This window comes from Paenibacillus arenilitoris (genome assembly GCF_014705655.1).
Classification (GTDB): Bacteria; Bacillota; Bacilli; order Paenibacillales; family Paenibacillaceae; genus Pristimantibacillus; species Pristimantibacillus arenilitoris.
In genome coordinates this window covers 157,256-179,483 of the sequence record NZ_JACXIY010000010.1, presented here as the reverse complement: position 1 = coordinate 179,483, position 22,228 = coordinate 157,256, and the positions used below count along the sequence as shown (strand labels likewise).

Here is a 22,228-nt window from a genome sequence, read left to right as displayed (position 1 = left end):
TTGCGTGTTCGGAGTGATCATGGTTCAGGCGTCGTTTCACCGATAACGAGCTGCTTATAGGCGCCGGGCGTCTGACCGGTGAACTGCTTGAACACTTTATAGAAATGCCTCGGGCTCTCAAAGCCCACGCTCTTGGCGATCTGCTCCATCGTCAGCGGGTCCGGATTCGCCAGTAATTCTTTCGCATTCTCGATCCGAACGGTATGCAGATATTGCAGGAACGTCATGCCCGTCTCTTTCTTAAGCACCGTGCAAAAATAATTCGGGTGCAGGTTCAGATGTTCCGCGACCTCGTCAAGCGCGATATCCCGCATGAAATGGGTTCGCACATACGCCTGAAATTTGCGGATCGGGACGCTCGTTTCCTGTTCGGGAGAGGACGGAGCGTCAGCCGGCTTCGGCATCTCTTTCCGCTCTTCCATAATCTCTAACGTAAGGCGGTTCAGAATCTCGGACAGCTCTTTCTTCTGAATCGGCTTAAGCAAATAGTCGTTAACCTGCAAACGAAGCGCCTGTCTGGCATAGTCGAAATGATCGTACCCGGACAGAATGACAAAGCGCTTCGCTCCCTTCTGCTGTGCCTCGTGAATGAAAGCGAGACCGTCCATGGCCGGCATTTGAATATCGGTAATGATCAGATCCGGTCGGAAGGTATCCAGTAAGTCCAGCGCTTCGAAAGCGTCGGAAGCCCGTTCGATATCGGTGAACGCCGAGCGCTCGCCGCGTATCAAATGTTCGAGTCCCGCGAGTATGATCGGTTCGTCATCCACAATCAACAGCTTAAGCATGCGGTTACCTCCTTTCCTTCTCCAGCCTAATCGCAAATGTAGTGCCTTTGCCCGGCGTGCTGTCGACCGTGATGCCGGATTCTCCCCCGCAGAACGATTTGATCCGTTCATTGACGTTGCGTAGTCCAATGCCGGCCGATTCGTCAACCGGCTGGCCCGTCGTCAGGGCCGTACGCACGGCTTGAAGCCTCTCCGGCGACATGCCTGCGCCATTGTCGATCACCCGAATCAGCACGACATTCCTCTCTTCGCGCACCGAAAGTTCGATGATGCCCTTGCCCCGGATTTGACCGAGACCATGGAGAATGCAGTTCTCGACGATCGGTTGGAGGATAAAGCGCGGCGTGACATAACCGCCTGTCTCCCCCTGAATGTCCATCGTGAACGATAGCCTCTCGCCCATGCGTACTTTGTGAATTTCAATATAATGGAGAACATTCTCGAGCTCTTGCGACAGAGTCGCTTCATCCGCGTTCTTGACCAGACTGTAGCGCAGCAAATTTCCGAGCGACGATGCCACTTCCGCCAGCTCCTTCTCTTCCTTGACGAGAGCCATCATCCGCATCGTTTCCAACGTATTGTACAAAAAGTGGGGCTTGATCTGCGCGTGGAGCATCTTGATCTCGGCTTCCTTCTTGAGCATCTCCGTCTGATGCATGTCCTCTGTCAGCTCGTCCATCCGCTTGATCATGGCATTGTACGAATTGATCACGAAGCCGATCTCGTCCGTTCCGCTCGGGCCGTCGTAAACGGCGAGCTTGGGATGGTCGACGCGCTTGAGATGGCGCATGAAACGCAGCAGCCGGTTGCCCAGCGAGGAAGCGATCATAAAGTATAAAACCGACAGAAGCGCAAGCAGCAGCACTCCCCCCGCAATCGACCAGCCTTCGCTTGCTTGAAGCGTCAGAATCGGACCCACTTTCCCGATCTTGATCATCGTGGCGCCGAGCTTCGGAACCGCGATGACGTGCACGAGATAGCGATTGTTGTCCGTGTAAAAGCTATTGACGCCGGATGCCGGCGCACGGCCGGCAAACGATTCGAGCTCCGTTTCCGTCCATTCGGAAGACGATTCGACGGAGAATATCCTGCCTGCGCCATCGGCCAGATAGTTCCACGTTCCTGTCTCTGCCGGCAGGATATCGAACACGGAATCGAAAACGCTGGTTTTTATCTCGATTTGCAAAAATCCTAGCTCGCGGGTATAGGTATCGTTGTAGAACATACGCGTATAGTGTATGATTGGCCGGTTATCCGCATCCGCATTTTCGAAAAACCATGCCCCTTCGTTTGGCGCGAGAGCATCGATTTGATTCCGGTCGAACTCTCCCGAATAATCGTCCGCCTTTCGAATATCCGGCTCTAAACTGAGCACAGCCGGATTCAAGCTATAGATGGAGGCGGAAGCGATATTCGGATTCCCCGTCGCAATGAACTGGAACGTCGGGCTGATGCCTTTGCGATAGTTGTATACCATCTCCCAGTCATCCCTATATTGGCCGTCGAGATACTCAAGAAGCTGATCGTTGTTCTGAAACAACGGAAACGTCGACTCTGCTTTGGACAGCTCGATTCCAAGACTGGCAAGCGACTGATCCATCAATTTCACGCGATCAGCTTGATACTGGACGAGCAAATTGCTGTACATTTGCCTATAGAAGAAAAAGCCGAACAGCGTAAACGGAATAAAAATGAGAACAATATAGCCGATGATCAGCTTTGGCACGATCCGCATATGTCGGATGCCGTCGGTGGCTTTACGAAGCAATCTCATGCTTGCCTCCTGCTAAAAAAGCGTTTTCGTTTTAAGTATAGCATTCCCCCGTCCTCCGCCGACTCCCGATTGCCGTTTGCCGGTACAAAACGAACGGGCCGCCGGATGATCTTCTCCGACGTCCCACTCGATCGTTCGCAGCCTTGCGATCCTTATTGCTGGAAGTTCTTCTTCACTTCTTCGTATTTCGAATTCGCCCACTCCTCATACTTGCCGAGTCCCATCTTGTCCGCCTGGGCAACCATGGTATCGTAAGCTTTGGAAGCGGCTTCCTCCGACGTAGCAAGCAATACTTTCGCTTCTTCGTTTTTGACCAGATTATCGATGTTGTTCTTAATAACCTGCTCCTGGGAATCGGCTCCCGGAACGACGAGGCCGATCGCCGAATTGAAGGTGGTCAATGCCGTATACTCCTGACCGGTCTTCGTCGAATCGGTACCCGGCACGAAGCTGCCCGTCAATTCCGTCGTGGCGCTGCCCGCCAGCAGCCCCCAATAGTAAACGCCTTTTTCCTTGCGCTGGCTGTCGTCTAGATGATTGTACGTAAATTCCGGATACTTGTTATCCGCCGACATGTTCCAATTCTTGCCTTCGATCCCCCACATCGCCAATCGTTGGCCTTCCTCCGAGCGGAGGAACTGCATCAGTTTAATGGAAGCTTCCGGATCTTTATTGTTTTTCGTAATATATACGCCCTGCCAGCCTACCCCCGTGTTGACGGACTTGTAGTTGTCGCTCAATTTCATCGGAAGGTTAATGAACTTGTAGCCGCTGTCCTTGGCGTCCAGCGTCAACCGGTCTGAGCCCTGGGTCGTCCAAGCGTACGCGAAGCCCTTGCCGCTGTACATCAGCTGCTTGCCTTGATCCTCGCTCTTATACGCATAGTTTTCCGCTTTGATGAAGCCTTTGCGATACAGCCCGTTCATGTAAAGGTACATCTCCTTATTGGCCGGAAGATGCAGGCCGTGCACCAGCTTGCCGTCGACGTCATTCAGGCCGGAAGCGGCCCCGAAATTTTGTTCGAAATAGCCGCGATGCCAGTTCGGAGGATTCAAGACAAGCGGAATCATATCCGGATATTTATCCTTCACCGATTGGAACAGATTCGTCAAATCGTCAAGCGTCTTGAGCTGCGGATTGCCCAGTTCGTTTAAGATGTCTTCGCGGACGGAGATGCCCGCACCCATCAGGAGCGCCGTTTCTTTATTGGCCGCCCATTCTTCTTTCGTCGAGAAATTGTTTCTGACCGTATAAATTTTGCCGTCCGAAGCGGTGTTCACGGCGACATTCTCCGAATCGATCTTAAAGTCCGGAGCGTACTTCTCGATCAGGCCGTTCCAGTCGAATGAAAGCTTCGAATCCGCCATGCGAGCATGCTGGGCAGCAGTCGCTACCAGGTCCGGCAGATCGCCCGAAGCAATCATCAGCGGCAGCTGCTTGTCGTCGGTCGCCACCGTGATGTTGAGCTTGACGCCGGTTCGTTTCGTAATTTCCTCCGGCACTTGTCCGGACCAATCCTTGAGCGGCCACCAGGTCTGGTCGACGAACAGATCCAGCGTGACCGGTTCCGTTGTGCTGCCGCTGCCTGTGTTTTCGGCGGTATTGGTCGGTGTTGCCGTGGAATTGCCGGTGTTGCTGCTCGAACCTCCGTTATTGCCGCTGCATGCCGATACGAGCAATGTTGTCGCCAGCAAGGTCGTCGCGAGAATCGACGGTTTTTTAAGCGCTTTCTTATTCATGCTGAATCCATCCCCTTTATTGTAAGTTTAGCATATATGACAGCCGGCGGTTCTATTCAAGCCCTTCCTGCCGGACCGGTCACTATCGTCAACTTAACCCTTTACGGAACCAAGCATCATGCCTTGCACGAAATACTTCTGAATAAACGGATACACGCACATGATCGGGAATACGGAAATAATCATCGCGGTAGCCTGTACGGAAAACTGGGTCAGCTGTAGATTGGTCATGAACTGCGCCGCCGCCGTATCGGAGCTGACGAGCGTTTGGTTCATGACTTCGATCATGCGGTAAGACAGCGTCCGCAGCGTCTGTCCCTGAACGAAATAAGCCGAATCAAGCCAGGAGTTCCACTGGCCGGAGCCGATAAACAAGCTCATCGTTGCAAGCAAAGGCAGCGAGACCGGCATAATGATGCGGGCGAAAATGGTCGTTTCGGAAGCGCCGTCCATCCGTGCCGATTCCGCCAATTCCTCCGGAATTTCCCGAAAGAACGAAACGGCGATCAGCAGGAAGAATAGGTTCAGCATCGTCGGGATAATATAAACCGCGAATGTATTCAACAGCCCGATGCTGCGCAGGACCACGTAATAGGCAACCAATCCGCCGGTTACGTTCATCGCGATGACGATAATCAGGAAATACGCTTTCCGGAACAACAGATAGGGCTTGGACAACCCATAGGCAACCACGCAGGTGAACACGATGCTGAGCAATGTGCCGGAGACCGTCCGAAGAATCGTAATCCAGAAGGCATTCGTCCAATTCGGATCTTTGAAGAAAAAGGCGTAATTGTTCCAGGTAAACGCTCTGGGCAGCAGATAGAGTCCGCCTCGCGCCGTGTCGCTGCCCAGATTAAGGGAAGCGATCAGAACATAGTAGAACGGGTATAACATAGCCAAGGCAATGATCGTCAGAAGCGTATAGTTAACGGCGTCCACTATAACATCTTCCTTGCTTCTCCGTTTCCTCATGGCGTGAACCTCCTATTGCAAAATTCCATTAATAGAGACCTGTGCCGGACACGCGCCGGGCAATAAAGTTGCTTGACAGGATCAGGATGACCGAGATGACCGACTGGACGAGGTCGATCATCGTCGCGAACGCGAATCGGCCTTCCGCCAGTCCCGCGTTGAACGCGTAAGTCTGGATGATCTGCGACTTCTCGCTGTTAATGCTGTTGCCGAGCAGCATCGACTGCTCGAAGTTCGAACCGACCATGCCGCCGCCCAGCATGCTGCCGATCGAGAGAATCAGAACGACGATAATGGCGCTTTTCATCCCCGGAAGCGTCACATGCCAAATCCGCTTAAGACGTCCTGCTCCATCCATTTCGGCCGCTTCATAGAGCATCGGATCGACGCCCGCGATGGCGGCAAGGAAAATAATCGTCCACCATCCGGCTTCCTTCCAGATCGCGGAGCCGACCACAAGACCCCAGAACGAATTCGGGTCGGTAAGGATGTCGAGCGGTTGACCGATAAGACCGAGCGACATCAGGGCATTGTTCAAGAGTCCGTATTCGGTCGAGAAGAACGCGTAAGACATACCGACGACGACGACCCACGAAATAAAATGGGGCAAATAACTGACCGTCTGAACGAACCTCTTCAATATCGAATTCCGTACCTCGTTGATCATGATGGCGAGCAGAATCGGAACGGGAAACGAGATGACGAGCTTCAGCAAGCTGATCACGATCGTATTCCGCACCAAGGTCGGAAACATGTAGTCGCCCGTCATCTCGTGGAAATAACGAAGCCCGACCCATTCGCTCGTGAAGATGCCTTTGATTCCGGTGCTGATGCTGTAATCTTTAAACGCCATCAGAATGCCGAATAGCGGAGCGAAGGAGAATACGAGCAGGAACGCCATCCCCAGCAGGACGAAGGTCTGCAGGGAAATCTGTTTGCGGAATCTACGCGCAAGCGTATCCTGCGTAGGTACGGCTGCGGAATTTATCCGATTAACGGTTATTGCCTCTTTCATGTAGCAGCACCTCCTGTTGAATCTCATTATAAAAGCGGTTACACAACCTGAAAACTGATCATAAATCGGATTAAGACTGTTCGATTTTAAGATCGTTTTCATTAAGGCTCTGAAGTTTCCATGCGGAAGAACGGTTCATGGGCAAAAAAAAAGAGGAAGGAGCATCGAGCTCCTTCCACCTTGCCGACTGCGATTACAGAACAACGCTATTGCTCCTGAAGCGTAACGATCAAATGCACCGCCTCCGCGCGGGTCGCATTCTTCAGCGGAGCGAACCTGTCGTTCCCGACTCCCTTGATCCATCCGCGGTCTGCCGCGACGGCAATGTAAGGCTGGGCCCACGCCGGAATTTCATCGGTGTCGGCAAAGCTTGGTTTATCGCCCGGTGCCGGAACGACGCCTTCCGATCGGACGATGAGCGACGCCATTTCGGCGCGCGAGATGAGCTTGCCTGCCCGGAACGTGCCGTCCGCGTACCCTTCGATCATCTTCGCATCCACAGCTGCGGCTACATAGCCTCTTGCCCAAGCCGGAATTTTCTCCTTATCCGCGAAGTTTAACTGCGGCTCCGATGGAATCGGCAGCTCCAATGCGCGCACGAGCATCGTGACGAACTCCGCGCGCGTCACTTGCTGCTGCGGGCGGAAAGTATCGTCGCTGTAGCCGGCGACCCAGCCCAGCTCGTTCGCTCTCAGAATAGACGACTCCGCCCAATGGCCGGCGATATCCTTAAACCTGATGGAGGCGGACGAGACGTTCACCTTCGACTCCAGCTCGATCATGTCCAGCTTCGAATCCACTAATTTAATCTCGCTTAACGTGAACTTGGCGTTGCTCCCGGTGATCCTCTCGAACGTAAAAGCGGCAAGCGTCGCGTCGCCCTCCGTTCCTTCGGCGCTGCCGATCTTCGAATGCGCGAACAGAATATCCCCCCGCTCGACGATCGGATCCACCGTAAATCCCGGGATGGGGCTGTCCGCTTCGATAAACCGCATATGATTCGAATCGTAGGCCAGATGGAATTGATAGGCATACAGATCGGTTAAATGCCGTCCCTTCACTTCAATGATCACTTTCGATTCCCTGTTCGTCGATTTTAGACTGAAAGCCGGCTCGCCAGCCGCCAGAAGAGTGCCGGGAGACCATACCGACAATAACAATAGCGCCGTCAAGAAGAGCAATCCGTTTCTCTTAAAAATGGCCATTTCGCGCATCTTCCTTCCCATGCAGGAAGAGGAAGGAGCCTCGCTCTCCTTCCCCCTGCCTTCTTATTGATCGAATCGTCTACGCTTCCGAGCTCGAGCTCCAGTCCGTCAAAATCATCTGCGCGACGGCGGCGAGTACGCGGATATTGATTTCGCCCTCCCCGAACAGATCGGCCTTCGCAATTTCGCTCCAGTTCGGATCGTCCGACTTGGCGCCGAAGTAATTCGCGATGATGGACAGGTCGCGGATCGTAATTTGCGTCTGGCCTTCAACCAGGCTGATGAACTTGGAGCGGAACTGCTGAATCGCGGCGTTCAGCGCGGCGGTTGCCGCGTCGACTTCCGCTTGCGCGGCCGAATCGTTGCCGCGGACAGCCGCCGCGGCGTCAATGGCCGCTTGCAGCCCGGCTTTCGCGCCGGCTTCGTACTTGCCGATTTTGTCGCCTTCTTCCGCTTGGGCCAGCTGATTCTGCGCGGACGCAATCGCCTGAACCAATGCCGATTTATCCGACTCGACCGGCGGCGTCTGATCGATGGCAATCGTTTGATGCGCTTCGGCGATGTCGGCGATGCCCGCCGTCCCGTCGCGGGATACTTCGAACTTGATCAATGCCGTATTCGCGCTTCCGCTCGGCGCATCCGACCTCACTTTCCCGCGAAGGACGAATAGCTCGCCGCTGGCCGTCACGGCATGGTCCTCGCCCGCGCTCATCAGAATAACGCGAATTTGGCCATCGGGACGTACGGCGGTCGCGAGAACATGCAGATTGTCCCGGCCGGATGCGATAGCGCTCTCCGCAAGCGCCGCCTGGCCGTTCTCCCCTGGCGTCGTATCGAATTCCAATTTCGCCGCGTCGTATTGGACGATCACATCCATGGCGGCAAATCCTTGCCATACCTGCGATACGCCAACCTCCAATTCCACCGCCTGGCCGGCATAGGCGCTGCCCGGCCCGGATACGGATGCTTTGGCCCAATGCTCGCCCGGCGGAACTTCCGGTTCTTCCACAGTGACGAAGGCGGAAAGCGGAATATTGAGCTCTTTCACAAGCCTTGCCGCCATCTCGGAGACCTTGATGGCGCCGTTCATTTGCAAGTGCGTGTTGTCTTCCTTCCCGTCTACCAACATGAAGATGTCTTTGGTTCCTTCCGGACCAAGCTCCTGGAAGTGTTCCCAGCTGGCCTGGTTCAGATCGACCAGCAGCGTTCCGGTTTCTTGCGCCGTTTCCTTCATCGCCTGCACGTATTCCGGGAAGCTCTTATTAAGCGTTTCTCCGTTGAAATCGCGTCTGTTCACCGGCGTGACCAGCACCGGAATCGCCCCTCTTTGCACGGCGCCGTCGATATACGTCTTCAAGTAAACTTTGAATTGCTCCGGCGTGAGGTATCGCTCCGGACGCGACGGCGTGGAATCGTTATGGGACCACTGCATGAACAGATAATCCCCAACATGTACGGAGAGCAGAATATCGTTCAGATGCCCGCCAGCCAGGAAGGTTTTGCTGCTGAGTCCGCCTATGGCCCGGTTATCGATGCCGATCTGCTCCAAATCGAAGTAATCGCCCAGCGTCTCGCCCCATCCGGCCTGCGGACGATAGCTTTCCGCGTAATTGGCAACCGTGGAATCGCTCGCCAAATAAATAACCGGTTTATCGCCTGCGCCGTTGTCCGGCAGACGTTCGATCTTCAGCGCATTGATCTTCGGCGTGTTGCCCGAAAATTCGAAGTTGAATACGCCGTCGATCAGAGCGATGTCGAACGTGACCTCCTTGAATTCCCCGCCCGGAATGGTCGCGATCGGCCATTTGTTCATTTGCTCTGCCGCAACGCCGACGTTAGTGGCTTCCTGCGCATCGCCGAGCGTCATCGTGACGCGGTAGTTGGCCGGCTCTATTTCCGCCAGGAAGGAGGTGCCGTTCACCCGGGTGAAATCCTCCGTAAGCGCGTTTCCGGTTTCGCGGTTCGCGTCCTCGACAAGCGAGGTATCGGCAAACCCATAGCCGTTGCCTTCCACGTAGGCCCGTTTGGCGTCCACCTTGACATACCCTTCGGCTGCGCTGCCGGAGCCAAAGTCGAATCGGTATTCGTCAGCCTCATGAGGAGGCTCGCTCGTCAGCGACGCCATGGCGACGGTCAGCATGTTGAACGCATGATCCACCTCGGCCTGCGTCGCTTCGGTGCCGATAATCGCCTCGGCGGCCGCGAGCGCTTTGTTCAGCACGGCTTTCGATTGTTCCGTATAAGCCGACAGGTCGAGCGCCTTCGCCTCTTCCAGCAGCGCTGCCAAAGCGGTCTGGTCGGCAGCAGCCGGCGGAAGCGTCGTGCCTTCGATCCGCACGTTATCGATCTGCGTCGTCCAGTTCAGCGTCCCGCCGCCGCCTTTTCTCGTCCCGAGGAAGCGCATCGCTCTTACGTTATCGGCATAAGCGGTGCCTGCGCTCATCGGAATATCCTCGATCGTCTGCGTGACGCTGGAGTCCGCCAGGCCGGTCAAGGTCAAATCGATCGTCTTCTCGGCGAAGTGAATCGCCGCATCCACGTTGACCCACTGGTTCTTCGCGATGTCCGTGTTCAGTCCGCCCGGAATGGCCGTGCTGCCCGTACCGTAATCAGGCGCATAATGGCCCGGGAAATAACCGATCGTCGAGTTGGAGCCGCTTGTCGTATACAACGTTATAATCAAATTCTCGTTCGCGTCCTGCAGCGACAAATGTCCTTCGGACGGGAAAGCGCCGACATTGCCGGTATGCCAGTCGAAGTTCACGTTAACGATATCGCCGCCGATCGCATCGAAGATGCGGAACACCTTCGAGCGGTTTCCTGACCCGGAACCCGCAACGTTCAGCAGCTTGTTGCCGTTCTGCTCAACGACCGTTCCCGACATCTGCCCCGCAATGCCGGTGGCGTTCACCATCGCATATTGGACGGCGGCTGGATCTCCTTCGAAGTCCTCTACATAGATTTGACTTTCCGGTTCCGGCTCCGGTTCGCCGATGTCCGGGTCGATGACGAACGGCGCAATGCCGAGCTCCATTTCTTTGACCGCACCCGCAACCAATCCGGCAATCACCTGTGCACCCTTGGCGCTGAAATGCGTATTATCGTTAACGCCGTTCGGATATTTCGGATATTGTCCCGGATAGGCATAGAGGAAGATCTCCTCGGTAGCCGCGAGGCCTACTTTGTTGTAATGCGCGATGCTCAGCCGGCTCAGATCGATCAGCGCCGCATCGAGTTCTTCCGCGACTTCTTTGGCAGCCTCTACGTATTCAGGGAAGCTCACGTTAAATTCCTGTGTAATGAGATTGAAATCCCTGCGTCCTACCGGCGTAAGCAGCACCGGCGTCGCGCCGCGCTGTCTGGCTCCGTTCACATAGCGCGCCAGATACGTTTTATAATCCTCCGGAGATGCGTAACGTTCCGGAATACCGGCGCTGGCGTCGTTGTGGCCGAAGGAGACGAAGAAGAAATCACCCGGCTTGATCTCGCGCAATATCGCATCCAGACGACCGTCGACCATAAAGGATTTGCTGCTTCTGCCGCCGATCGAATGGTTCCGGGCGACTACGCCGTTCGAGAAATAATGGCCGAATTGCTGGCCCCAGCCTTGCTGCGGAGCCTGCAGCTCGCTGTACGACTGCATCGTCGAATCGCCGGCCATATAGATCGTCGTTGCGGCCCCGGCCGTTTTCTCCCGATACTTCTCGATCATGATTTCCTGCACGTCGATAGCCGTGCCGGAGAAGATGAATTCCAGCTGGCCGTCCACCAGTGCGATGTCATAGGAGTAGACCAGCGGCTCTCCCGCATTAACGCCCGTCACGGCCAGCTTCTGAACGAATTCGGATTTGACGCCGGCGCTCGAGTCGCGCGCGTCATCGCCAAGCTTGACCGTTACTTTGTAATTCGCATTCGGCAAGTCAACGGCGAATTTGGCGTTGTCCGGCAAGGCAACGTTGCCTGCGCCCACGGTCATGCCGGTTGTATTATCGAAACCGTAGCCCGTCTCCGCCGAATAGAGCGTGTCCTGCACGCCGGTCATCCCGGCTGCGGTGTCCGTGCCGAAGTCAAAACGATAGACCGGCTCCGGCGCTTCTCCGCCGCCTGCGAGATCGATATCCGCTTTCGGGAAGCCGGTCGCTTCCGCGCCGATATAAAACCCCGTGTGCGGCGGCTGATTATAGCCCACGTTCTGCCAGGCAACGCCGAGGCGGTATACGGGGTCCTGCATCAATGCCGGAATCCGGTATGCCGTAGGAATCGTCGTCGTATACAGTCTGTATTCGGTGCTGTCTTCGTTCCGAAGCAAGAGCTCCTCGCGCCAATCTCCGAGCAGATCCGCTTGGATCGCCGGATTTCCTTTGGTGTGATTGTTGGTCAAGGCGCCGGCCGCCCTCATGATTTCATTCAGCCTCTTGTTCTCGTAATCCCACTTGTATATGACCGGAATTCCTGTGGCCGCGGCGTTATCCCATACGTGATCGAACAGCTCCCGCTGCAGGTCTCCGTCCCACCAGATCGCGAAGTTGGCGCTCTTCGGCGCTTCGGTCCCTTCGTAGATCACATCTCCGGCCGCCGAATATACGCGGGTTACGGGCTCCATTTGCCCTTCGATAATGGTGGAGGCCCATGATTCGTAGCCCGGATAGGTCGGGTCGATATCCGCCGACATGCCGCGTCCGGTGTCTATGCCCGTAAACTCGCCCCAGATGATATCGCCCGTTGCGGCATCGCGCATCTCGATCCCGTACTCGGCATTCCTGTTCTCATGCACACTCAGTACCTGATAGCCGTCCCGATTCGGATTCAGCTTGCCGGCGTGCATCGCATCGCCGTGGCCGAGTCCGGTGCTGTACATCACGGTTCCGTCGTCGTCGATCGCGAGTGCGCCAAACATGATCTCGTCCTTGCCGTCGGCGTCGACATCGAGCACGCTTAACCCGTGATTGCCTTGTCCTTCGTATTGCTCGCCGGCGGCATCCGTATCGAATAGCCAACGCTTCACCAGCTCGCCGCCCACATAGTCGTAAGCGGCCAGCACGCTGCGCGTATAATAGCCGCGGGTCATAACGACGCTGGGTTTGACGCCGTCCAAATAAGCGATGGCAGCTAAGAAGCGGTCCACGCGGTTGCCGTAGCCGTCGCCCCACGCGCCCACGTCGCCCCTTGGAACTTCGTAATTGACGGTGGATAACGCTTCTCCGGTCTCGCCGTCGAACAGCGTAAGATATTCCGGTCCCGACAGGATATAGCCGCCGCCGTTGCGGTAATCCTTGGTGCCGTCGCCGATCACGTTGCCTTTGCCGTCCTTCGTCCCGTCCGCCGTCTTGACCACGACTTCGGCTTTGCCATCGCCGTCCATGTCGTACACCATTAACTGCGTATAGTGCGCGCCTGCCCGGATATTGACGCCAAGGTCAATACGCCAGAGCTTCGTTCCGTCCAGCTCGATCGCATCGATATAGACATTGCCGGTAAAGCCGGCGTGAGAATTGTCCTTCGCGTTGCTCGGGTTCCACAGAAAGACGATTTCGTACTCCCCGTCGCCGTCCACATCCGCCACGGAAGCGTCGCTCGCGATGTACGAATAGTGACCGCCGTCCTTCGTTCTGCCGTCGGCCGGCTTATTCAGCGGAATCGGCAAATAATCGTTATGCCAGACCGAAGCCGTCTCCTGCTGCATAACTTCCTTGCCGTTGATCACGGCGGAAATCTGATATTGGGAACTGTCGGCACCGGTTGCGTCCACGTAGTTCGTCACGCCGCTAATGGGCGCCGCGTTCACTTTATAGCCGTTTTTGTACACGTTGAAAGCGATTTCGTCCGGATCCGTATTCAAATAGCGCCAGCTTAAGAACACGCCGTTATCGACCAGAACCGCAACCAAGCCGCGGTTCAGATACTCCCCCTGGCGGGCCGGCAGACTGCCGGATGAGTCCGCATGACCCGGAGTCGGCGAAACGACGAGCGAAAAAACGATGAGAAACGACAAAAGGAATGCGATAAACGGTTTTTTAACGGATAAGGCTCTGATATCCATAAACTCACTCCTCTATTAAATTCCAATCCAGAACATCCCGTGACTGGACCCGATGTCAATTCAACCCTCCTCGTAATCTGCTAATCTCCCAAAAAAGAAAGCGGTTCCATTTTATTTGAAACGCTTTACGTGAACACCCCCTAGCGATGAACTTTCCTCTTCGTTTATTGCGGCTCCAGATGACGGCGAGGCTGAGCCCAGAAACGAAGGAGATCCATAGAAGGAAGGAGCATCGATCCCCTTCCCCCTGTTCTTTCTTTTCAATCGAATTACCGGAACTGGCCTGCGTCGATCGCCTTCTGCTTCTCGTCCAGAATCTCCTGATAGCCGGCCTCGAGGAACTCCTTCTTCGCTTCCTCGTATTTCGCGTCGAACTCGGCTTCCGGCGCAAGGACAATGTCCAGGTACAGCTCCTGGAAGAGGGCGTTCAGGTCCGCCTTGTACTCGTTCACCTTCTCGAGCACGACGGTGAACAGCGCATCCGGCGTGCGATATTCCGCCGTCTCGTTCCGGTATTTGATCAAGTCTTCGGCAATGTATTCGTAGCCTGCGGGCGCCCAGTTCCGCATATTGGCTTTAAGCGTCAATTCCGGAGTCGCGAACACCGCCGATTCGGTTACAAGTCCCCAATAATCCTTGTTGTTGTTCTGGGAGAGGACGGATTCGCCTTTGAAATCCGGAGCCTTCACCGGGAGTCCTTCGCTATCGAGCGTATAGTTCTCGCCTTCGATGCCGTTCTGCAGGACGAACAGGTTCTCCGGCTGGCTCATCCATTCGAGATACATCCAGACGGCGGCGCGTTCCTCGGCCGTCGATTCGTAGTTGATGCCCATGATGAAGCCGAACGGCCAATAGGCCCGGCCCTGCGGCACGAGGCCCTCCGGTACGCCGGCGCCGGGCGGCACGACGGCGAATTCGGCTTCCGGATTGTTCTTCAGCGTCGCTTCGAAGACGTCGGTGTTGCTGGCCAGATAGAACCCGTACGTTCCCGTTCTGCCCGCTACGAACTCGGATTTGACCTTGTTGTCGTCGTCGCGCAAATAAAACTCCTTGTCGATGAGGCCGTTATTGAATTGGTAGTTCAGGTTGCGCAGCCAGCCCTCGGTATCCTTGGTCGTAAAGTCCGCGACGGCAAGATCGGAATAAAGCGCGCGGTACTTCGGATCGATCGGCCAATCGCGGAAGGCGTAGCTGTAATTGTAGTTGTTCCGGGTCAGAGAACCGCCGAGGACGCCGAGCCCCGCTTCCTTCCACTTCGCGAGCATCTCGTTATACTTCTCCAGCGAGGTCAGGTCTTCCACCTTCATGCCGACCTTCTCTACCCAGTCTTTGCGGATCAGGCCGACATAGTTATCCGTGTCCGGGCGCGCGGCGAAGACGAACATGTTCTTCCCGTCCACGACGCCGTATTGCTCAATCGTTTCACCCATATTCTTCCAATACGTAGGGGCATAGTTGGCAATCTCATCCCATTCCAGCGGCTGCATGACGTCTTCGCCGTAATAGGCAAGCGCTTGAGGCATGTCGTAGTGGAAAATGATTTCCGGCGCTTTGTGCGCCGCCAGCAGCTGCTCGTAATCCGTCACTTCGTTGTTGCGCGTAATCGGCACGAAATTGACTTTGATGTTGTATTTGTCGCCGAATTCCTTCTGAATCCAGCGCGTATAGAAGTTGTCGGTCACGTTCCAGCCCTCGAACGCACGTTCATAGACCGGAATATCGAGATTGACCGGCTCCGGGAAGCCCTGCGAGTAATCGGGATATCCGTCGCCAGGCGGCTCGCCCGTCCCTTCGGCGCCGGAATTGTTAGCGGACGGAGACGGCCCGTTCGAGCCGTTGCCCGCGCCGCCGCCGTTATTGTTGCTCGTGCAGGCCGCCAGAAGGCCCGCGATCATGATCAATGCCATGAACATGGCGACGATTCTCTGTTTGCTCATCGTTATTCCCCCATATTGTCATAGTGGCGATTATTCGGGCCGCAAGGCTATCCCTTGACCGATCCGAGCATGACGCCTTGAACGAAATATTTCTGGATAAACGGATAAACGCAGATGATCGGCAGCGTCGCGAAGACGACGACCGACGCCTTAAGCACCTCCGGATTGCTGAGCTCCACGGTCGTCGCCTCAAGCTGGAAGCTCTCGCTTGCCTGGACGACCAAATAATACAGCTTCAGCTGCAGCGGCCGCAGGTCGACATTGTGCTTGATGTAGAACAATGCGTCTTGATAGGCATTCCATCGTCCGACCGCGTAGAAGAGGGACAGCGTCGCAAGGATCGGCTTGGAGAGCGGCAGGACGATACTAGTCAGGATGCGGAAATGCCCCGCGCCGTCCATCCTCGCCGATTCCTCCAGGCTTACCGGAATGCTGCTTGCGATCGAGCTCTTCAGGATCAGCAGATTGAAGGCGCTGAACGAAAGCGGCAGCACGAGCGACCAGATCGTATCGAGCATGCCGAGGCTGTTGACCAGCAAGTAGTCGGGAATGATGCCCCCGCCGAAGTACAAGGTGAACACGCAAATAAAGGTAAGCGCCGCGCGCCCTTTCAGCTGAGGCCGGGATAGCGGATACGCCGCGCAAATCGTGACGATCATCCCCGCGATCGTGAACAATACGGTGACGATAACGCTTACATAGAGCGAGCGCAGGATGCTATCGTCGGCGAAAATTTTGCTGTAGGCCTCCAATGTAAACCCTTTCGGAACAAGAAACACCTTCTGCGCGATGACATAGGCGTCGTCGCTTAACGATTTGGCGACGACATGGACGAACGGCAGCAGACAAGCCACCGATGCCGCAAGCAAGATAAGACGGATCAGCACATCCCAAACGTCCAGTCGCCGCCTGTGCGATGCCGGGAAGGTATGGTTGGATGATTTCATCGTTCGCCTCCTTTCCAAGCGTAAACGGCTATCGCCGTCCTCTGGCGGCAAAAGCTTACGTTTCGCGGTGAAATATAGGCGTCAGTATAAAAGTGAAACTTATACTTTCCTATATTTTAAATCAATCCGTCTTCGCCAAGCTTCTTGGCGATCCGGTCGGCGAGCAGCACGAGAATAAGCCCGATGACCGCCTGGAACAACCCGAGCGCCGTCGCGCGGCTGAAATCCCCGCCTTCGATCCCCCAGCGGAATACCAATACCGGGATGGTCGTGGTGAACTCGGTCGTCGCCTTGTTCGACAACGCCAGTATCCGCTCGAACGATCCGCCCATCACGTTGCCCAAGCTTAAAATCAGCAAGGTGACGATTGTCATCCGGATCGAGGGCAGCGTCACGTTCCACATTTTGCGCAGCCGTCCCGCCCCATCCACGGTCGCCGCTTCATACAGCTCGGGGTTGACCCCGGTTATGGCGGCCAAGTAAATAATCGTTCCCCAGCCCATGCTCTGCCATACGCCGATGGCGAGGTAACTGAACAGCCAATGGGTATCCTCCTGCAGGTAGGGGATACGGGTTCCGCCCAGCTGCTCGACGAGATTGTTGACCATGCCGCTGCCTTCGCCCAGCAGTTGATAGGCGATGGCGCCGATGATGACCCACGACAGGAAATGCGGCAGGTAGAGCAGCGTCTGGTTCACGCGCTTGAACACGGCGCCCTTGATCTCGTTCAGCAATAACGCGAGCACGATCGGCATCGTAAAGCTGAACAGCAGATCCAGGACGTTGAGCAGCAGCGTATTGCGAACCGCGCGGCCGAAGTCGGGCTTGGCGAACAGCTCCTGGAACACTTCGAAGCCGACCCATTCGCTGCCCCAGAACCCTCTTGCGATCTTGTACTCTTTAAACGCAAGCAACAGTCCGGACATCGGCGCGTACTTGAAGATGAGGACGAACGATAACGGAACGAGCAGCAGCGCGTAGAGCTGCCAGTCCCGGCGAACATAGTAGAAGATCCCCCGTTTTTCGCCTTTGTATGGCAGGGAAACGATTTTATTTCCGGCCTTCGCAGCTCCTGCAGCTTTCAAAGTCTCACCTCCTGTTGACTTGACGTTCCCGGCGCATTCCGCCAGCGGATGTCTCCGGGTTGTTCTCATCATAGCGCTTTCATTTTGGGCCGGTAAATGTTGATGTTTGATCTTCGCCCTTCATTTTTGATCTTCGCCCGCTATTTCCGCGCTTCTGCGGCGGTGCAATGATCAATTTTGATAGGCGGTAGCAAAAGTTAAGCTGCCACCGCAGGCCGTGAAGGCAGAAGTGGCAGCAATGGATGAGACGGAGCCTGCGCTTACGACGTCCTAGACTTTGCGGACTTGTATCCGCTCGGCGGCATGCCCTCGAATTTGCGGAAAAACCGGTTGAAGCTCTGTACGTTGTAGTAGCCGACATCGGACGCGATCTGCGCGATCGTAAGGCCCGAGTCCACGAGCAGCTCCTTCGCCTTCTCGATGCGAAGCAGATTGAGATAATCGATCAAGCTTTTGCCCGTCATCTCATACACGATCTTGCGCATGTACGAGTAACTGATGCCGATTTCCTTCGCCATCTCCTGGAACACGATCTCTTCGCGATAATGCTCGTTCAGGTACTTGATGATCCGCTCCCCGCGATGGTTGGCCTCGCCCGTGGCGCGCGCAAGGTATTGGACGATTTCGCGGCAAAATTCGTAAACGTATTGTTCGAGCTCATCCAGCGTATCGATCGAGGCGAGCGCGGCGTAAATGTTGCCTCTCCCTGCGAAAATGCGCGCCGTGTTGACGTTTTTCTCTCGAAGATGCTTGATCGTGACGCCCGCCAATTGGTGGTAAACGAATAAAATATTATCGTAGGATACGTAATCGGCGGAACGAATCTCGCCGCCGATCATTTGCAATTCTTTCTTGACGCTTTCGAGATCGCCGTTATCCAGGAAGTTGAGGATGCGCCGTTCGCCGTTGGCCGGATAAATATATTTTTTGTCGCGTCCGGCCTCCTCTTTCCCGTACAGAATCCCGCCGCTTCCCGCGATCATCCGCTGCTTAATGGCCTCCATCGCTTCGACGACGCGGTCAGGCACGCTGTCGTTCTCCTCCGCCGGGCTGCTCACGCCGATCGTAACGGAATGGTCCAGCAGCTCTGCCGCTTTGTCCCGGGTTGCGGCAAGCAGGGCGTGGATGCCTGCGCCGGCGCTGCCCATTTCCGATTGCCAGTAGTTGATCACGATGGCAAAGCAGCCGTCGCCCTGATAGACGCACCGCGCGTGCACCTCTTCCTGGAACAGGCTTTCGCAATGCGCGATAAGCAGATAACGATGATAGCTGCGCGTCTCCGGGTTGTTCTTGCTTACATAATTTCGGTAGCGGTCGATGGAGACGATGGCGACGACGAAGTACGGCGCCGGGAACAGCTCGGCGGCCTGCGGCGTAAATTCGCCGCGGATCAGCTGATGCACCGCAAGGCTGCGGGCATCCTGCTCGCGAACATGGAGCAGCCGGTTGAGCGCTTCCTCCTCTTCCTGCATGCGCTTGAACGACGCGTCGAGAAAAGCGAGCTCGTTCTTGCCTTTGATTCCTAAATTGTTGCGGTTGCGCATCGCCCGGACCAGCTCTCTCGCCGGCTTCGAAACCCAGGTCGCGAGAAAGACGGTCAGCACGGCCCCTGCCAAAATAATAACGGCGGTGAGCAGCATAATATTCCGCTGCATCGCATGGGAAGCGGCCATCAATTCGTTGACGGAGTGGACGTTCACGTTGATCCAGCCGAATCGCTTCGACCGCGACCACGTGTACAGCGATCGCTCGCCCTCAAGCTCGCGGAACAGATAGCCTTCCGCCGCGTTTTGCTTCAAAACGTCCTGAACGACCGGCTTCTCGCCGCCGTTCTTAAGCAGCAGGCTTTTGTCCTTGTGGGAGATCACGATGCCGTTCGCATTCAGGAGCATATACTCCTGCTGGCCCGTGCCGGACGAGAGGAAATAGGTTTCAATCTGGCTTTCCCTCAAATTGACGACGATCGTCCCGCGCGTCGTGGTGGACAGCCGATTGAGCGGCAGCACGTACGATACGACGTTAACCCCCGAATCGAGCTTGCGCGGGTACCATACGCCGCTGATTCCTCTCTGCCCGGCAAGCGCTTCCTTCATCCAATCGAGCGATTCATACCGCTCCAGCTTCTTGATGCCTTTGTCGGTCGACACGACGTAGTCCGAATCGGTGAGGTGGAAGAACGAGGAATACACCCCTTCGCCGATGCGGTTCAAGTTCGCCAATTCCTGCAGGACGGCCCTCGCGTTGCTGACCGTATTGAAATTCGAATTCAGTTCGGCGAACGTTTCGTACGGGCGAATCCGGTCGAAAATATGGGTGGCGGTTAACCGCACCGTATTCTGGGCCAAGTTGTTCAGCGCATTCTCGCTCAGCTTGCGGCTCGCGTTCAACCCGGCAAGCGAAGATTCCGCAATGGCCTGCTCGGAATTCCGCAAAATCTGCTCGCCGCTGTACCAGGTCAAGATCACCGTCGGAACGGCCATGACGCAAAACAAGATGACGATGAGCTGCAGCATCATAGGTATCCGTTTCATATGGTCCCCCCAAAAAATTTCTAGGCCAGGCAAGTGTTAGAAAACGCTTTCATTAATTTAGGCAATTTGATACGCCATCTGCCTCGTTACGTTTACCATGATCTTACAGCGAGCCGCCTTAGCGGGACAATATAATAATTAGGCGAAATCATATAATAAAATTGAGGGCGAACCCGCGCTCCGCAGCGCCGGTAAGCTCCAGCGATTGCCCGATGCCGTGGAGTCGGTCTTTCCAAGTAATCATCTCCACCGGAGCTCGGGCGCAAAGCCTGCGATTGTGCAGCCTTTGTGCCATCATTGAGGAGGACCGACGGCATGCCTGCGTATGTACAGCAATTTTGGCACAAAATCCCCCCTTTTGTACGTACTGATCGAAAAAGGATGCGCATTCGCAGGCATTCGCTTCGCATCACGCATGGGGCGACCAAAAGCCTGCACAATCGCAGGCTTAACCATATGACGCGCTGCCTCTTGGCAGATCGCGCGGCCAATGCTTCGCATTCGGTGCGAATAATGATGCTAGCGATGCCCCGCACGCCAGCATCGTTCTTGTCCTCGTTCCGTCCCGCCCGCATGACCCTGCTGCTTAACAGCTTTTTGTAAGTAGAGATGCCGACACCCGTCGTCGATATTGAGAACTCTGTTCTCAAACGAATTCCGACTGCGCCTTCCTAGTGAACAACCATATGTAAAATAAATTTGACAGTTGGTCTAGTTTTTATTACATTATGTATAGTTTAGTTTACATTGCTCAATTAGGAGGTCAATATGTCCTATCAAGAGAAAAAAATTTTTGTTTCCATCATCAGCAGCCTACTCATCTTCACCCTCTACACGTTCTACGCGATTCAAAATGCCGAAGAAGGCAGCATCACTTCGGACACCGACTTCCGTTTTTGGGGCTCCTTCCTTCTGGTGCTGCTCCCTGTGTCGATTGTCGCTAAGGTTATCATTCATATCGTGTTTGTCATCATCAATAAAATGGCCACGAATGAAGATGGGCCTTCATTTGAAGACGAGTTCGATAAAATCATCGAGCTGAAGGCGGACCGGATTTCGCTTTATGTGTTTTTCTTCGGGTTTATACTATCCATGGTTCCGCTCGTTACGGATCTTCCAACTTATTTAACGTTTCTTTTGTTGATCTTCTTCGGTTTTTTATCCGATCTGCTGGGTCGTATCGCTCAATTTTATTTTTATCGGAAAGGAGTTTGACATGGGTAAGGATGCGATCAGCAATCATATTCGGAATCTTCGCTTTCAACATAACGAGATGACCCAGCAGCAGCTGGCGGATAAGGCCGGGGTCACCAGACAAACGATCGTTGCGATCGAGAAGGGGAATTATTCGCCTTCGTTGGAGCTGGCTTTTCGCATCGCGCGCGTTTTCGGAAAGTCCATCGAAGAGGTCTTTCAATATGAGGATAAGCAATAACACGTGGATAAAACAGGGGAGTGAAGCTTGCAATGGATGGATTGAGGAAGCGTGCAAATTCAGGTAGAAGGTCTGCAGTCATTACCGGGGTCTTATTCATAGCCGGGTTGGTTACAGGTCTATTCAGCGTTGTTCCCGTTATTGACGGAGCAGACTACCTAGTCAAGGCTACTACCGATGAAAGCCAGGTACTGCTGGGAGCGTTTTTCCAGTTATTGATGGTTATTTCCTATGTTGGCATTCCGATTACGATGTATCCGGTTTTGAGCAAGCACAATAAAGGTTTGGCTCTTGGATCCGTTGCTTTCGGCATCATTGCGGGCGTGTTCATTATAATTGGCGTAATCCTTCTTCTGCTGCTGTTGGCATTAAGCGACGAATTCGCAATAGCCGGAACGCTGAATGGTTCGTATTTTCATACCGTTGGCGCATTGTTGCGGGAAGGACGCGATTTGGTGAACCATGTGGCAACGACGCTGGCCTTTGTTCTGGCAATGTTCATGATGAACTGCCTATTTTACCAAGCCAAATCAGTTCCGCGCTGGTTGTCCGTTTCGGGTCTTATCGGGTCTGCCTTGTCCCTATTGGCAAGCTTATTATTTATGATGCGCTTCATCGGTCTGGATGCAGCCTACATGATGTTGAATATTCCGATAGCCGTTCAACAATTGGTTCTGGCTATATGGCTGATCATGAAAGGATTGACCGGGCGTGAATAAAGATCTGAAGCCCCGATTCACCCAAATAATTCGCCGGA

Annotated in this window: 15 protein-coding genes and 1 pseudogene; 4 read left to right on the top strand and 12 right to left on the bottom strand. The window is 54.9% G+C overall.

Going from position 1 to position 22,228, the window contains the following annotated elements; all coding sequences use genetic code 11:
• Positions 1-17: 17 nt before the first annotated feature.
• From IDH41_RS08300 to IDH41_RS08250, 12 genes and pseudogenes are all read right to left on the bottom strand, one after another.
• Positions 18-788 carry a response regulator transcription factor gene (locus IDH41_RS08300; RefSeq protein ID WP_190859965.1) on the bottom strand — a complete coding sequence of 257 codons (771 nt, stop codon included), beginning with the start codon at positions 786-788 and terminating at the stop codon, positions 18-20.
• Between the two features lie 4 nt (positions 789-792).
• A complete protein-coding gene (locus tag IDH41_RS08295; RefSeq protein WP_190859964.1) occupies positions 793-2,562 on the bottom strand; it encodes a sensor histidine kinase in 1,770 nt (589 codons plus the stop codon).
• A 152-nt stretch (positions 2,563-2,714) separates the two neighbouring features.
• Positions 2,715-4,301, bottom strand: coding sequence for an extracellular solute-binding protein (locus tag IDH41_RS08290; RefSeq protein WP_190859963.1), 1,587 nt, complete (start codon positions 4,299-4,301; stop codon positions 2,715-2,717).
• A gap of 93 nt (positions 4,302-4,394) precedes the next feature.
• On the bottom strand, positions 4,395-5,276 hold the full coding sequence (locus IDH41_RS08285; protein WP_190859962.1) for a carbohydrate ABC transporter permease: 882 nt from the start codon (positions 5,274-5,276) through the stop codon (positions 4,395-4,397).
• 28 nt (positions 5,277-5,304) lie between these two features.
• Entirely contained in the window at positions 5,305-6,291 is a 987-nt protein-coding gene (locus IDH41_RS08280) for an ABC transporter permease (protein ID WP_190859961.1), read from the bottom strand.
• Positions 6,292-6,497: 206 nt separating this feature from the next.
• Positions 6,498-7,496 (bottom strand): S-layer homology domain-containing protein, encoded by a 999-nt coding sequence (locus IDH41_RS08275; protein ID WP_190859960.1) that lies wholly within the window; start codon positions 7,494-7,496, stop codon positions 6,498-6,500.
• A 79-nt stretch (positions 7,497-7,575) separates the two neighbouring features.
• Positions 7,576-11,613 (bottom strand): GDSL-type esterase/lipase family protein, encoded by a 4,038-nt coding sequence (locus IDH41_RS31915; RefSeq protein ID WP_449867047.1) that lies wholly within the window; start codon positions 11,611-11,613, stop codon positions 7,576-7,578.
• Positions 11,611-13,536: pseudogene (locus IDH41_RS32270) on the bottom strand (rhamnogalacturonan lyase); the annotation flags it as partial. The gene IDH41_RS31915 and the pseudogene IDH41_RS32270, both read right to left, overlap by 3 nt.
• 269 nt (positions 13,537-13,805) lie before the next feature.
• On the bottom strand, positions 13,806-15,473 hold the full coding sequence (locus tag IDH41_RS08265) for an extracellular solute-binding protein (protein ID WP_190859957.1): 1,668 nt from the start codon (positions 15,471-15,473) through the stop codon (positions 13,806-13,808).
• Positions 15,474-15,520: 47 nt separating this feature from the next.
• Positions 15,521-16,420, bottom strand: coding sequence for a carbohydrate ABC transporter permease (locus IDH41_RS08260; RefSeq protein ID WP_190859955.1), 900 nt, complete (start codon positions 16,418-16,420; stop codon positions 15,521-15,523).
• A 116-nt stretch (positions 16,421-16,536) separates the two neighbouring features.
• Complete coding sequence (locus tag IDH41_RS08255) at positions 16,537-17,505, bottom strand: ABC transporter permease (protein WP_223829553.1); 969 nt, start codon at positions 17,503-17,505, stop codon at positions 16,537-16,539.
• A 260-nt stretch (positions 17,506-17,765) separates the two neighbouring features.
• A complete protein-coding gene (locus IDH41_RS08250; RefSeq protein ID WP_190859951.1) occupies positions 17,766-20,036 on the bottom strand; it encodes an AraC family transcriptional regulator in 2,271 nt (756 codons plus the stop codon).
• 315 nt (positions 20,037-20,351) lie between these two features.
• On the opposite strand from IDH41_RS08250, the gene IDH41_RS08245 reads away from it, so the two are divergent.
• The 4 genes from IDH41_RS08245 (at position 20,352) to IDH41_RS08230 (ending at position 22,190) form a co-directional block, all read left to right on the top strand.
• Positions 20,352-20,639 (top strand): hypothetical protein, encoded by a 288-nt coding sequence (locus IDH41_RS08245; protein ID WP_190859948.1) that lies wholly within the window; start codon positions 20,352-20,354, stop codon positions 20,637-20,639.
• A gap of 165 nt (positions 20,640-20,804) precedes the next feature.
• A complete protein-coding gene (locus IDH41_RS08240) occupies positions 20,805-21,251 on the top strand; it encodes a hypothetical protein (RefSeq protein ID WP_190859946.1) in 447 nt (148 codons plus the stop codon).
• A 1-nt stretch (position 21,252) separates the two neighbouring features.
• On the top strand, positions 21,253-21,471 hold the full coding sequence (locus tag IDH41_RS08235) for a helix-turn-helix transcriptional regulator (RefSeq protein ID WP_190859945.1): 219 nt from the start codon (positions 21,253-21,255) through the stop codon (positions 21,469-21,471).
• A 32-nt stretch (positions 21,472-21,503) separates the two neighbouring features.
• Entirely contained in the window at positions 21,504-22,190 is a 687-nt protein-coding gene (locus tag IDH41_RS08230) for a DUF4386 domain-containing protein (RefSeq protein WP_190859943.1), read from the top strand.
• Positions 22,191-22,228 lie beyond the last annotated feature (38 nt).